Consider the following 13,325-nt stretch of genomic DNA (forward strand, 5'->3'; position numbering starts at 1 on the left):
GTCGTTACTGGCGCTGGCGTTACTGGTACAGCCCGCCCGCATTGACGACCGGCTGCGTGTCGCGTTCGGAGCAGAGCACGACCATCAGGTTCGACACCATCGCCGCGCGGCGCTCGTCATCCAGCTCGACGACGTTCTTTTCCGACAGCAGGTCGAGCGCCATCTCGACCATGCCGACCGCACCCTCGACCAACGTTTTCCGCGCAGCGACCACCGCCTCGGCCTGTTGCCGGCGGAGCATCGACTGGGCGATTTCCTGCGCATAAGCCAGGTGGGTGAGGCGGCATTCGTCGATATGGACACCGGCGGCGAGCACACGCTCCTGCAACTCGATCCGCAATTCGTCGCTGACATGCTCGGCATTGCCGCGAAGCGTCATCTCTTCATGGGTGAAATCGTCATAGGGGTAGCGCGATCCGATTGCGCGCACCGCGCTTTCGATCTGGATGTGGACGAACTCGCGATAATCGTCGACGTCGAACAGCGCCTGTGCCGTGTCGGCGACGCGCCATACCACGTTCGACGCGATCTCGATCGGATTGCCACGCAGGTCGTTCACCTTCAGCCGTTCCGACGTGATGTTGTGGATGCGTACTGAGATCTTCTTCTTGACCAGCCACGGCCATGCCCAGCGCAGGCCAGTCGTGCGATCGGTGCCCTTGTAATCGCCGAACAGCATGATCGCTGCCGCCTGATTCGGTTGCAGCAGGTAGAAGCCGACCGACACGAAGCTAAGGACCACGCATCCCGCGACCAGCACCCATGGCGCCCAATCCGCTTCCCCGATCTGGGGCGCAGATGCGATGACGGCGACCAATGCGGCGAGCGCGACCAGCAGCATGAAATAGCCGCTGGTGGTATAGGCAGGACGCTCGGTGCTGCTGCGGAGCGCGCTGATATTGAAGTCCGACATATTTGCCTCCCCGTTAATGTGATATCACTGTTATATCGATTTAACGGGGAGGCAAGTGGAATCTGGCGCGACGTTATCTCGCGCCGCTGTCCCACATCAGCCAGCATAGCACCAGGAAGGGCAGGGTGATCGCCAGCGCGATTCCCAGATGTTTGCCCAGCCCCACACGGAAATGCTCGGCATGATCGGCCAGTACGCGCTGGATGACGGGAGCCGTCGCGGGATCGCCCTTCAGCATCCCGCGATCGACGGCAGGACCGAATTTCAGGAAATCGAGCAATTCACTGGTCTCGCGGGGTTCCAGGTTGGGATAGCGATCGAGCAGGGCCGCGACATGGGTTCGCAGACTGGTTTCGGTGATGGTTTCGGTCATGATGGTCTCCAGGCGCGCGCACGCACCTTCGCCGCCGGAGCGGCGCGATGGTCTGAATTAGGGTGAAACCAGCAGCAGTTATGCTGCGTGTAGACCGACCGGGGGTGCGCGCGCGCTATACGCGTCGCGGATATTTGAATGGGGGAACGCGGTCGCGTGGAGGCCATCGCTGGCGCTGATTGCGAGCGCTGTCGCCCCGAAGGCGAATGCCTTGCCCGGCAAATGCGGATTGCCGTCGCCGCTGCCATCATGCGCCTTGAACGAGAGCGCACTGGCGCGGGCGACCTGAACGGTCTGGCCGGATTCGCGGAATTGCACCGCAAGCCGGGCGGCGGCGGTGACCTTTGCGACGCGCCACTCGTCCTGCGAAAAAGCAGTGGCAGTCGGCGTCGAGACGGTTGCATGAAATGCGAGCAACAGCCCAAGCGTTGCCAGCCACAGCGCGCGAAGCGAGGCGAGAGGGAGGGGCAGGACACGCATTACTGCAAACCTAGATAGGTCGCAGGTTGCAAAGGGCCACAAACCGGACACGAAAAAGGGGCGCAGCCGCACGACCACGCCCCCGATTCATCGATAAATCGATCGGTTCAGGACGCCATCAGTTCAGCACGATCGTCACCGCACGACGATTCTGTGCCCAGCTGCCCTCGTCGGAGCCAAGTGCCAGCGGGCGTTCCTTGCCGTAGCTGATCGTGGTGATGCGCGCGGGCGAAACGCCGCGTGCCGCCAGATAGTTTTTCGCGGCATTGGCGCGGCGGTCCCCCAAAGCGAGATTGTATTCGCGCGTGCCGCGTTCGTCGGCATGTCCCTCCAGCGTGATCCGCGTGTTGGAGTATTGCGTCAGCCACTGCGCCTGACTGTCGAGGATCTGGCGCGCCTGGGCGTCGATATCATACTGATCGAAGCCGAAGTTGATCGTGTCGCTCGTAACATTCTGCTTGAAATGCTCGGGCGTGCCGGGACGGGCAGGGCCGTTTCCATCCGGACCGGGTCCGGGGCCAGGATCGACCGGACCGGGGCCGGGCGGCAAGGTGTCGGGGCGCTTTTTCTGACAGCCAGCGACGGCGATGGCCATCGTTGCGATAATCAGAGCGGTTTTCAGCTTGGCCATTGGTTTGTCTCCCTAGGCGTCTTCAGATTTCGATACCCCTGCGTAACAAGCAAGGTGCGGGTGCGTTCCGGGTCACGTCAACCCCGTTCAGGGGCGTAACGGTCCCCATGCGGGATCGGATCCATCCAACGGAGTCGGAATCCGCCGCGCATTGGTGCCGGTCAGGTCGACCGACCACACATCGGCCTTGCCCGAGCTACCCTGTGATCCGCGATAGAACATCAGCACGCGGCCATTGGGCGACCAGGTCGGGCCTTCGTCGCCCCAGCTTTCGGTCAGCAATTTCTCGCCACCGCCGCCGGGGTTCATCACCCCGATGCGAAAGCCGCCGCCGATGCGGGTAAAGGCGATCAGATCGCCGCGCGGGCTCCATGACGGCGTCGCATAGCGGCCGCTGCCAAAGGAGATGCGCTGCTGGTTCGATCCGTCGGCATTCATCACGTAAAGCTGCTGCGTGCCCGAACGGTCGCTCTCGAACACGATGCGGCTGCCATCGGGCGAATAGCTGCCGCCGGTGTCGATGCCGGGGCCGCTGGTCAGCCGCTGTGCCGCGCCGCCGGTCGAGGAAATGCGGAAGATATCGGCATTGCCCGCGGTGGACTGGGTGAACACGATCCAGCGCCCGTCGGGCGAGAAGCGCGGCGCAAAGGCCAGGCTGACATTGGTGACCAGCAGCCGTTGCGTGCCGTTCGACAGGTCATAGACGTACAGCGACGGCTTGTCGTTCTGGTAGCTCATATAGGCGATCTTGCGTTCGTCCGGCGACAGACGCGGAGTCAGCACGATCGACTGGCCGTTGGTCAGAAAACGGTGGTTCGCGCCGTCCTGATCCATGATCGCCAGCCGCTTGATGCGGCGACCCTTCGGCCCGGTTTCACTGACATAGACGACGCGGCTGTCGAAATAGGCACCCTCGCCCGACAGGCGGGTATAAACGGTGTCGGCGCATTTATGCGCGGCGCGGCGCCATTCGGCGGGGCGCACGACGAACCCCTGCCGCGCCAGTTCGGTGCCGAGCGCGATGTCATAAAGATAGCAGCCGACGGTGAGGTTGCCGTCGCCATTGGCGCGGACGAACCCCTGCACCAGCGCCTGAGCACTCGCCCCGCGCCAGTAAGCGAAGTCAGGCGCACTCGCCTCCGAGAAAGGGATCGCGCGCACGCCGGTGGGGCCAAGCGGCTTGAACAGGCCCGAATTGCGCAGATCGGCGGCGATCACGTCGGAAATCTGGCGACCCAGCGCATCGGTGCTGCCCGCGGCGGTCTGGGTGACCTGCGCGGCGGGCATGGGGGGGATCAGGATGGTGAGGTCGGCCGACGCGGTGTCGGTGACATCGACGCTCAGCCCTTCCTCTTCCTGCTGCGGCGCTGCCGCGACCGGCGGCGGAGTCACCTGCTGCGCGACCACCGGTGTGGCGATCAGGAGGGCGACGAGCGAGAATACGGGCTTCATCGGCTGAGATTCCTGTCGAAATTAGGTTTGAGGATTTTCCAGGCTTCGTAATATTCTGCGGGCAAGTTGAACGGGGCGGCAAGGCGGGCGGCGTTGAGCGCGCGCTCCTTGTGCAGTTCAGCCTGAGCGCGATTGCTGGCATTGACGCCGGTCTGGCCGATCACGCGCGGGGGCGCGGCGAGCGATCCGTCCGGTTTCAGGCGAATCTCGACCGTGGTGCGGAGTAATTCGACATCGGCGCCGGTTGGCGAACGCCAGTGCGGGCGGAGTTGGCGAATGACCTCCGCTTGCAACGACGATTTCACTGCAGCACCGATCTGGCTCGCCTGCGGTGTCGTCGCCTTGCCCTTGCTCGGCTGGTCGGTCAGGCCATCGACGATGCCGGTCAAGCGACCGGTGGGGCGCGCGGATTTGGTCGCGGCCTTCGGTTGCGCTCTGGGCTGGCTTGCCGTCTTGGTCGCTGCCTTTGGCTCCGCGCGGGGCGGGGTCGCGGCCTTTTTCGGTTCGGCCTTGGGCTGCGGTCTCGGCGCGGGCGCGGGGGCCGCCTTGGGCGGTGTCGGATCGGGCCGCGCGATCGGCTGCGGATCGGGGATCGGCGCAGGTGGCGGCGTGTCGGGTTCGACCGGGCCAGGAACTTCCGCAAGCCGCTCGGCGGGGGCCTCGCGGTTGATGACCGGCGCTTCGCTCTTCAATCCAACCTCATCGGTCAGCGAGATTTCGATCGGGATGGGTTCGAGCTTCAGCGGATTCGGGGTCGCCAGGAAACCGACCGAGAGCACGCCGAACAGGATGACGTGGCCGATGACGGCCAGCCCCAGTCCGGCGGATTCCCTGCGGTCGATCGCCAGTGCCATCAGTCGCCGTCCACCGGGGTGGTGACCAGCGATACCTTGTTCAGCCCGACCCGGTTGAGTTCGCCCATCACGCGCATGACCTTGCCATATTCAAGCCGCATGTCGGCGCGCAGATACACTTGCGGCTTTTCCTCGCCACCCTTGGCCGCGATTTCCTCAAGCAACGGCCCGAGGCCGGCTTCGGTCACTTCGGTGTTGTCGAGGAAGATACCGCCGTTCTGATCGATCGAGATCTGCACCGGCTCCTTGTCCTGGTCCAACGCCTTGGCCTTGCTCTCCGGCAAATTCACCGGGACGCCCGCCGTCAACAGCGGGGCGGTGACCATGAAGATGATGAGCAGCACCAGCATCACGTCGACCAATGGCGTGACGTTGATGTCCGCCATCGGGGCGCGACGGCCCTTGCTGCGGGCGGAGGGAAGTTGCGCGCCCATTACAGCAGCGATCCGCTGTGCTGGGCCGGACCGCCGTCGAGCTGGCGGCTGAGGGTCGCGTGAAAGCCGTCGGCGAAGCGGTTGAGCCGTGCCTCGATCATGTTCATGCGGTGGCTGAAACGGTTATAGGCGATCACCGCCGGAATGGCGGCAAACAGCCCGATGGCAGTGGCGAACAGCGCCTCGGCAATCCCCGGCGCGACCACGGCGAGCGAGGTATTCTGCTCGCTGGCGATCGCGGTGAAGCTGCGCATGATGCCCCATACGGTGCCGAACAGCCCGACGAACGGCGCGACCGACCCGACCGTGGCGAGGATGTTGAGCCGTTCCGACAGCCTGTCGATCTCCAGCGCGACCGCCGCGCCCATGGTGGTCGCCAGCCGCTCGCGCGTGCCCTCCCGGTCCAGCGATTTGCCGCCGGTCGAGCGCCGCCATTCGGTGACGCCCGCTGCAAACACGCGCGCGACCGGATGATCCTCGTCGCCGTGCAGGCGGTGGAAGGCATCGATATCGTCGCTCTTGCGGTAATCGCGCTCGAACCGGTCGGTCGCCTTGCGCACCTTGCCGATCCGCCCCCACAGGCTGAAGATGATGCCCCAAGTCCAGATGCTGGCAAGCAACAGGCCGAGCATCACTGCCTTCACCACCCAGTCGGCCTGAAGGAACAGGCCAAATGGCGACATCGTCGCGGCGTCGGTATTCATGAACCAGTCCATGTGTCGCTTAAGTCCCTTTATATATCAGCGGCACGAACGCTTCGACCCACTCGGCCGGTTGCCGCTTCGGACGCCCGGATGGCGTGACGAACGCGGCCTCGACCGTGGCTTCGGTCAGCAATTCCCCGCCGCGCATGACTCGTTGATGAATATCGACCGACGCTGCACGCAAACGCACCAGCCGACTGACCACCACCAGCGCATCGTCGAGCCGGGCGGGGGCGTGATAGCGGATCGCGAGATCGCGGATCGCATAGACGCCCTCACCCGCCTCGAACACCGCACGCTGATCGACCCCGGCACAGCGCAGCATATCGGAACGCGCGCGTTCCATGAACCGCAGATAATTGGCGTGATAGACCACGCCGGACAGGTCGGTGTCCTCAAAATAGACACGTACCGGGAAGCGATGCTCGATACCGTCGAAGCGGCCGGCGATGGGTTGGTCGATTTCAGCGGCCACCCGTGCGCCATAGCGGCGGGGGGATTCGGTTGGCAACGGTCAGGGGCGGTGAGGGGGTGCTGCGGCGGGATGAGTGCAGTGCGCGATGACGGGAATTGTCAGGGGACAGACCGGGTCGCATCGGTAACATGATTGTCGATGCAGCTGATTCGCCTCGCTTTTGCCTTATGGATGCTGGCGATGCTGCCTTTGTCGGCGCAGGCCGCAGAGCGATGGCCCTATTCGGACTTCGGAATGGCTGCCTTCAATCGCGGTGACTATGCCGCTGCGCTCAAATCATTCCGCCTTGAATTAGAGAAATGCGAAGCGATGCGACTGGTGGGTGATCAATGCCTCGACCTGTTGCTTGGCGTTGCTAACATGGAGTTGTTGGCGGGTGATATGCGGGCAGGCGAGCGCTATGCGCGACAGGCGCTGGCGCTTGCTGAGCGCACCCTCAACGTTGGCCATCCAGACGTGGCGACAAGCGCGAACGTACTGGCTGCCATTCTGAACGCACAGGCGCGTTATGCCGACGCGGAAGTGCTTTATCGTCAGGCACTGGCTATCCGTGAGAAAGCGCTCCCGGCTGGACATGAAGATATCGCGGCGAGCTCTAACAATCTGGCTGAGAACCTGCGGACACAGGCTAGATATACGGAGGCGGAGCCGCTCTATCGTCGGGCGCTGATGATGCGTGAGGCTTCGCTGCCCGCGATGCATCCAGACCTTGCCAGCAGCTACAGCAATTTGGCATCCAATCTGGCTGCGGAAGGGCGTTACGCGGAAGCGGAGCCATTCTTACGCCGGGCGCTGACGATCAGCGAAGCGTCGTTACCGCCGACCCATTTGTTCATCGCGGTCGTTACCGAAAATATGGCGTCGTGCCTGGACGCGCTGGGCCGCCATGCAGAGGCGGAGATATTGTTTCGCCGCACGCTTGCCATGTACGGATCGAATCTCGCCCCCGGCCACCCTTCGATCGCCAGAACGCTCAACAATCTGGCCCTCAACCTGCATAAACTAGGTCGGTACGCGGACGCGGCAAAATCATATCGTCAGGCATTGGCGATACGCGAGGCAGCACTGCCGGCCGGGCATCCCGATATCGCAATCGCATATAGCAATTTCGCGCTCGTCCTGATCGACCAAGGCGATTCCGCGCAAGGGGAAGCGATGCAGCGCAAGGCACTGGCGATTTACGAGGGTGCGCTGCTGGCGTCCCATCCAGATCGGATAAGAGGATATTGGGAACTCGCCGTCCAGTTGCAGCGGCATGGCGGCGGGCGTCCCGAAGTCCGAACACTTTATCGACGGGCCGCAGCGGGTGCTTTGTCACGGATGCGGTCGTTCACCGGTTTCAGCCAAGCCGCTCAAGCCGAAATCCGCCAATATCGACCGGTTTTCACGAACCATGTGCGCGCGGCATGGGATCTGTCGAGCGGTGGGGCCGTTACCCCTTCGCCATCTTCAGCACCTGCTTCCACTCCGCCTCGCTGACCTTGCCCACCGACAGTCGCGAATATTTGGTCAGCTCCATCTCCGCCAGTTTTGGTTCCGCCTTGACCGCCTTCAGCGTCACCGGGTTGGGCAGCTTCTCGACCGGCTTCAGCTCGACCGAAACCCAATGCTTGCCGTCGCCGTCGGGCTTGGCCTCGCGTGTCACTTCCATGATGCCGACGATCTCAAGCCCGATATTGCTGTGATAGAAAAACGCCCGATCGCCGACCTTCATCGCGCGCAGATTACCCGCCGCCGTGTGGTTGCGGACGCCGTCCCATTCGGTCGTGCCGTCGCGGACCAGATCGTCCCAGCCGAACACGTCGGGTTCGGACTTCATCAGCCACAGGTTCATGAAAAGCTTCTCCTTTTCGGCTCTCCTGCGCCAACCCTTGCCTAAACCGCAAGTGAACATGCGATTCCGGACGCGTTCAGGACGACTCGGGCAATTTGCATCCACGACGTCGTTTATGCGTTCTGACGTCAGTTTGTGCAGATGCACGAGGAGGAAGTCATGAAGATCATCACCAAAGCGGTGCTTGGCCTGACGCTCGGCGCCACCGCGCTCACCGTTGCCGCTCCGGCGGAAGCGCAGCGTTATCGTCATCGCGACCGCGACAATACCGGCACCGCCATTGTTGCCGGGATCGCCGGCATCGCGATCGGTGCGGCCATCGCAGGATCGAGCCGTGATCGCGGTTACGACGACCGACGTTACTATGACGACCGGCGTTATTACCGTCAGCGCGGCTATTATTCGCCGCAGAGCAGCTATTATCGCGATTACGAGCGTCGCGGGTTTCGCGGCTGCTCGGTCCGTCGGGTCTATGACCCGTATCTGGGCCGTCGCGTGAAGGTACGTTACTGCCGTTAATCCGGTCCGACGATACAAACAGGCGGCGCGGGTTTATTCCCGCGCCGCTTTTGTTTAGGGGGCGCTGATGAGCGACACTCCCCCCGACCGGCTCTCGGTCAATCCGAAGAGCCCGTATCACGACCCGACGCTGCTTCAGCGCGGCATCGGCATCAAGTTCAAGGACGTCCAGCGCCGCGACGTCGAGGAATATTGCGTGTCCGAAAACTGGATTCGCGTTCAGGTCGGCAAGACGATGGACCGCAAGGGCAATCCGCTGACGATCAAGCTAAGCGGGCCGGTCGAGGCGTGGTTTGAGAGTCCTGCGCCGGGTGAGGATGCGGGCGAGGGCGCGACGGAATAGACTATCGTTCGGGCGGCTTGAACAACAGCCGCATACCGGCGCGATAGGCGTCGGTGCTGTTCGCGGCATGCGTGCCGCCCGCGATCGACACGGCGTGCAGCCGCCACGGCAGATCGCGCCGTGGTTTCCAGCGTTCGATCCATGCGCTGGTACCGGTGCGCAGCTCCGGCCTGTCGTTCGTGCCGCTGGTGACGATCAGGGCAAGGTCGGATCGCACGGCACGCGCCGGTTCGCCTTCATAGGAATAGGTGAGCGTCAGCGCGGGGTTGCTGGCGATTCGGCCCCAGAACATGTCCGGTTCGACAAAGGCCGAATGGATGGCGAATCGTCCGCCGAGCGACTGCCCGAACAGGATGCGGCGGGCAGGATCGGCCCGATAACGCGTTTCGACCGCAGGGATCAGTTCGCCCTTGAGGAAGCTCAGAAACGCCGCGGCACCCGCCTCGCCGGGCGCCTCGCTCGTGCTGCGTTCACGATAGTCGATGCCGCGTTTGTTGACGGGTCCGAAGCCGCCATAGGCGATGCCGACGACGATCGCCTCGGGGAGCTTGTCGTCGAGCGTCAGGAACAGGTGCGTCGCGCCGAGGATCGGGAACAGCGAGTCGCCGTCGAGCAGATAGACGACCGGGTAGCGCCGCGCCGGATCGGCGGCATAGTCCTGCGGCAGCCGGACATAGATATGGTAAGTGCGCCCCGTCGTGCGCGACGGCTGCGAGAAATAGTCGCCGCTCAGTGCGGGGAGATACGCCAGTGTCGGTGCGGCCGGTACATTAGGAACCGGCGTGCAGCCACTCGCCACGAACGCGCAAGCGGCAAGGATCGTGATGCGTGACATTCGGCCCACCCCTGCCGTCGTCGTACCGCAAACGTGGCGACGGCGCGAGGGGTCAGGCCTCGCCGCCCAACGTTGCTCGCGCCGCATCCTCGAACGCCTTCATTGCCAGCCGATGCGGGAACGGCCCATGGCTGATACGCGCCACACCCGCCTTCGCCACCGACGCGGAATCCGGTGCACCGGGAAAGGCCATGAAGTTCACCGGCAGCGGCGATTCCCAGCAGACTCGCTTCAACAGATCGAGATCGGCCAGGCCGGGGACGAAAAAGCCGTTGGCACCGGCCGCCGCATAGGCATGCGCGCGTTCGATCGCGGCATCGACCTTGGCTTCGTCATGCGTGTCCGCTTTGGCTTGGAGGAAAATGTCGGTGCGCGCGTTGATGAAGAAAGCGGGGCCGGTCGCGGCCCGGATCGCTGCGATGCGCGCAGCCTGAACCGCGACATCGTGAATCCCGCTGCCGCCGATCACCTGATCCTCGAAATTGCAGCCGATCGCACCGGTTGCAGCCAGTCGCGCGACGTTGCGCCCGACCGCTTCCGGATCGACCGCATAGCCACCCTCGAAATCGATGGTCACCGGCAGATCGACGGCACGCACGATGCGTTCGGCATTGGCCAGCGCGAGATCGATCGGAAGCTCTTCGGCGTCCAAAAAACCGTTCGCCACCGCGACCGAGGCACTGCCGGTGGCAATCGCCCTCGCCCCGGCCTGCGCCGCGACCTTTGCCGATCCGGCGTCCCAGATGTTGAACAGGATCATCGGATCGCCGCTGACGTGCAGCGCGGCGAAACGGTCGAATCTTGCAGTCATCGTCGTGGTCCTTTCTCGTTCCCAACCTTTCTAGGTTAGGAACGAAAGCGGAACAATCCCGATTCTTGCGATCAATGAACGAAGCGCGCCACCACGTCGCGATACGACCGGCTGACCTTCACCTGCGAACCCGAATCGAGCACCAGGAAGCATTCGCCATTGGTGTGCGGCTTGACCTGCTTCACCTGATCGAGGTTGACGATGGTCGAGCGGTGAACGCGCTGAAACCGGCGCGGATCGAGCCGCTTTTCCAGATCCTTCATCGTCTCGCGCAGCACCAGCGTGTTGTCGGCGGTCTTGATGCACATATAATCGCCGGCCGCCTCGACGATCTCGATCGTGTCGACATCGACGCGGAAAATCTGGCCGCGATCCTTGATGTTGATGAGCTTCTCGTAGCGGTTGGCGGAAACCTCGCCATCGGCAGCGGCCAGTTCCTCGGCGGCGTCCGGTGCGACCTCGGCCAACACTTCCTTCAGCTTCTCGACTTCCTCGACACCGCGCTTTTCGGTCAGCCGCTGGCGCACGCGCTCCAGCGTGTCGGCCAGGCGCGCCTCGTCCACCGGCTTCATCAGATAATCCATTGCGTTCGCCTCGAACGCACGGATCGCATGGTCCGAATAGGCAGTGACGAACACGAACAGCGGCGGCTCGACTTCCATCAGACCCTGAACGACCGAAAAGCCGTCGAAACCGGGCATCTGAATGTCGAGAAAGACCAGATCGGGCTTGTGCGTCTTGATCGCTCGGATCGCCTCGCGGCCGTTTTGGCATTTGTCGATGATCTCGACGTCTTCATGCGCCTGAAGCCGCAGTTCGAGGCCCTGAATGGCCAGCGGTTCGTCATCGACCAGGATGGTACGGATCGTCATGGTTCTTTCTTACTCTCATCCGGCGCTGCGTCGATGCCCCCGACGCGGTGCCAACAATCCCCTGCCTTTAATGTCCAACGCAGAACGTTACGGTCCGGTTACGATCAGGCGGCTTCCTTCGCTTGTTCCTCGATCTGGAACGGTATCTCGATCTCAACGCGGAAACCGCGTCCGGGGTCCGTTCGGGTTTCAAAGCGGTGGTCAGGCCCGAATGCCTGCGCCAGCCGCTCCCGTATATTGGTGAGCCCAACCCCGGTTGAAAGGCTTGGACGGTTCTTGCCCTCGATCAATCCCGGGCCGGTGTCGGACACGGTGATCTGCACCCGATCGCCGTTGAGTCGAGCAGCGATGGCGATTTCGGCACCCTCTTCCTGGGGCGTGACGGCATATTTGATCGCGTTTTCGACGAGCGGCTGCAGCAGCAGCGAGGGCAGGCGGGCCTTGGCCGTACGCGGGTCGATATCGAACACCGGCTTCAACCGTTCCTCGAACCGCATCTTCTCGATCTCCAGATACAGTTTTAGCGTTTCCACTTCCTGCGCCAGCGTGACGTGCGCGGTGGGTTCGTTGGCAAGCGTGTAGCGCAGGAAATTGGCAAGCCGCGCCAGCATCGCATTTGCGCGATCGGTCTGTTTGAGCAGCACCAGCGTCGAAATCGAGTTGAGCGTGTTGAACAGGAAGTGCGGGTTGAGCTGATAGCGCAACATCGCCAGCTGCGCCGACGATGCCTGATTCTCCAGCAACTGCATCCGATCGATCTGATCTTCCACGATCAGATAGAAATTGATTCCGAAATACAGCGCCGACCAGCCCGCCAACACGGTGAAGTTGAGGAACAGACTGCCCAGGATGAGCGGCAGTTCGATCCCCGGATCGGCGCGCATGACCGAGACGGTGAACGCATTCAGCATCGCATAGACGAGCGTCGCGGCGGCCAGCGTCGCCACGGTTGCGAGGATGCCGGTGATCCGCGGCAGCCGCCGGTAACTGCCGTACAGCGCCGACAGCAGCAGCGTCAGGCAATAACCGACGATCGATTCGATCAGAACGCGGATCAAGTCTTCAAAGCTGAACGTGCGGTTCGAGAAATTGGAGACCGCGCGAAGCAACAGATATCCACCCCAGCCGGCACCCTGCAACATCCAGAAGGCGCGTGTCTTCTGTTCAAAGAACGGACGGGAAAGGACGGCGGGGTTCTTCATGCTCCGGGGGGTGCTCTACAGGTCGGGGAGGGCGAAGGGCAAGAATGGGGAACGACGGCGCGATGATATCGTTGCAGACCCGTTCACATTGCTTGTCCGCCTCCCCCAAGGAGATTTCGCATGACCACCCGCACCGCCACCGCCCGCTATTCCGGCTTCGGCAAGGAAGGGAAGGGCGCGATCACCACCCAGTCCGGCGTGCTGACCGACCAATTCTATGGCTTCAACACGCGCTTCGAGGACGAGCCGGGTACGAACCCGGAGGAGCTGATCGCCGCCGCCCATGCCGGGTGCTTCACGATGGCGCTAAGCTTCGCGCTGGCCAAGGGCGGGTTCAGCGAAGGTACGCTGGAGACCAAGGCCGCAGTGAAGCTGGAAAAGGATGGCGACGGCTTCACGATCACGCGGTCGGACCTGACCCTGACTGCCAGCGTGCCGACGATCGACGCGGCGGTGTTCGCCGAGCTGGCCGAGGGCGCGAAGAAGAACTGCCCGGTGTCGAAGCTGCTGAAGGCTGAGGTGACGCTGGACTATACGCTGGCGTGATTTGAGCGCCCTCACCCTTCGCGCCTTCGGCGCTCTTCCCTCTCCCG

At 63.1% G+C, this 13,325-nt stretch carries 18 protein-coding genes; 4 read left to right on the top strand and 14 right to left on the bottom strand.

The window, feature by feature from the left end:
- Window positions 1–19 precede the first annotated feature (19 nt).
- The 9 genes from U1702_RS00555 to ybgC all read right to left on the bottom strand — a co-directional run bounded on the left by U1702_RS00555 (window position 20) and on the right by ybgC (window position 6,316).
- Window positions 20–913, bottom strand: a complete 894-nt coding sequence (locus tag U1702_RS00555; RefSeq protein WP_332721294.1) for an SPFH domain-containing protein — start codon at window positions 911–913, stop codon at window positions 20–22.
- Window positions 914–986: 73 nt separating this feature from the next.
- On the bottom strand, window positions 987–1,286 hold the full coding sequence (locus U1702_RS00560; protein ID WP_332721295.1) for a hypothetical protein: 300 nt from the start codon (window positions 1,284–1,286) through the stop codon (window positions 987–989).
- A gap of 78 nt (window positions 1,287–1,364) precedes the next feature.
- Window positions 1,365–1,766: a hypothetical protein gene (locus tag U1702_RS00565; RefSeq protein ID WP_332721296.1), complete on the bottom strand. Its 402-nt coding sequence runs from the start codon at window positions 1,764–1,766 to the stop codon at window positions 1,365–1,367.
- Between the two features lie 118 nt (window positions 1,767–1,884).
- Window positions 1,885–2,397: a peptidoglycan-associated lipoprotein Pal gene (gene pal / locus U1702_RS00570; RefSeq protein ID WP_332721297.1), complete on the bottom strand. Its 513-nt coding sequence runs from the start codon at window positions 2,395–2,397 to the stop codon at window positions 1,885–1,887.
- 87 nt (window positions 2,398–2,484) lie between these two features.
- Window positions 2,485–3,849: a Tol-Pal system beta propeller repeat protein TolB gene (tolB, locus tag U1702_RS00575; protein ID WP_332721298.1), complete on the bottom strand. Its 1,365-nt coding sequence runs from the start codon at window positions 3,847–3,849 to the stop codon at window positions 2,485–2,487.
- Window positions 3,846–4,703, bottom strand: a complete 858-nt coding sequence (gene tolA / locus U1702_RS00580) for a cell envelope integrity protein TolA (protein WP_332721299.1) — start codon at window positions 4,701–4,703, stop codon at window positions 3,846–3,848. Before tolA ends, tolB begins: the two co-directional genes overlap by 4 nt.
- Window positions 4,703–5,137 (bottom strand): protein TolR, encoded by a 435-nt coding sequence (gene tolR, locus U1702_RS00585; RefSeq protein ID WP_332721300.1) that lies wholly within the window; start codon window positions 5,135–5,137, stop codon window positions 4,703–4,705. Before tolR ends, tolA begins: the two co-directional genes overlap by 1 nt.
- On the bottom strand, window positions 5,137–5,853 hold the full coding sequence (tolQ, locus tag U1702_RS00590) for a protein TolQ (protein WP_332721301.1): 717 nt from the start codon (window positions 5,851–5,853) through the stop codon (window positions 5,137–5,139). Before tolQ ends, tolR begins: the two co-directional genes overlap by 1 nt.
- A 7-nt stretch (window positions 5,854–5,860) precedes the next feature.
- Entirely contained in the window at window positions 5,861–6,316 is a 456-nt protein-coding gene (gene ybgC / locus U1702_RS00595; protein WP_332721302.1) for a tol-pal system-associated acyl-CoA thioesterase, read from the bottom strand.
- Between the two features lie 138 nt (window positions 6,317–6,454).
- Between ybgC and U1702_RS00600 the strand changes: the two genes are divergently transcribed.
- Entirely contained in the window at window positions 6,455–7,795 is a 1,341-nt protein-coding gene (locus U1702_RS00600) for a tetratricopeptide repeat protein (RefSeq protein WP_332721303.1), read from the top strand.
- Here the strand turns inward: U1702_RS00600 and U1702_RS00605 are convergent.
- Window positions 7,749–8,150, bottom strand: a complete 402-nt coding sequence (locus U1702_RS00605) for an EVE domain-containing protein (RefSeq protein ID WP_332721304.1) — start codon at window positions 8,148–8,150, stop codon at window positions 7,749–7,751. The two genes, U1702_RS00600 and U1702_RS00605, sit on opposite strands and share 47 nt — an antisense overlap.
- Before the next feature lie 159 nt (window positions 8,151–8,309).
- On the opposite strand from U1702_RS00605, the gene U1702_RS00610 reads away from it, so the two are divergent.
- Both U1702_RS00610 and U1702_RS00615 read left to right on the top strand, forming a co-directional pair.
- Window positions 8,310–8,669 carry a hypothetical protein gene (locus U1702_RS00610; protein ID WP_332721305.1) on the top strand — a complete coding sequence of 120 codons (360 nt, stop codon included), beginning with the start codon at window positions 8,310–8,312 and terminating at the stop codon, window positions 8,667–8,669.
- Between the two features lie 67 nt (window positions 8,670–8,736).
- Window positions 8,737–9,012: a DUF3297 family protein gene (locus tag U1702_RS00615; RefSeq protein ID WP_332721306.1), complete on the top strand. Its 276-nt coding sequence runs from the start codon at window positions 8,737–8,739 to the stop codon at window positions 9,010–9,012.
- A 1-nt stretch (window position 9,013) separates the two neighbouring features.
- Here U1702_RS00615 and U1702_RS00620 read toward each other — a convergent pair whose 3' ends face one another.
- The 4 genes from U1702_RS00620 to U1702_RS00635 all read right to left on the bottom strand — a co-directional run bounded on the left by U1702_RS00620 (window position 9,014) and on the right by U1702_RS00635 (window position 12,732).
- Window positions 9,014–9,847 (bottom strand): alpha/beta hydrolase, encoded by an 834-nt coding sequence (locus U1702_RS00620; RefSeq protein WP_332721307.1) that lies wholly within the window; start codon window positions 9,845–9,847, stop codon window positions 9,014–9,016.
- A 52-nt stretch (window positions 9,848–9,899) separates the two neighbouring features.
- Entirely contained in the window at window positions 9,900–10,658 is a 759-nt protein-coding gene (locus U1702_RS00625) for an isocitrate lyase/PEP mutase family protein (RefSeq protein WP_332721308.1), read from the bottom strand.
- A 71-nt stretch (window positions 10,659–10,729) separates the two neighbouring features.
- A complete protein-coding gene (locus tag U1702_RS00630) occupies window positions 10,730–11,530 on the bottom strand; it encodes a LytR/AlgR family response regulator transcription factor (RefSeq protein WP_332721309.1) in 801 nt (266 codons plus the stop codon).
- A gap of 104 nt (window positions 11,531–11,634) precedes the next feature.
- A complete protein-coding gene (locus U1702_RS00635; protein WP_332721310.1) occupies window positions 11,635–12,732 on the bottom strand; it encodes a sensor histidine kinase in 1,098 nt (365 codons plus the stop codon).
- A 120-nt stretch (window positions 12,733–12,852) separates the two neighbouring features.
- Between U1702_RS00635 and U1702_RS00640 the strand changes: the two genes are divergently transcribed.
- A complete protein-coding gene (locus U1702_RS00640; protein WP_332721311.1) occupies window positions 12,853–13,278 on the top strand; it encodes an OsmC family protein in 426 nt (141 codons plus the stop codon).
- Window positions 13,279–13,325: the final 47 nt, after the last annotated feature.

Source organism: Sphingomonas sp. LT1P40 (assembly GCF_036663835.1).
Taxonomy (GTDB): domain Bacteria; phylum Pseudomonadota; class Alphaproteobacteria; order Sphingomonadales; family Sphingomonadaceae; genus Sphingomonas.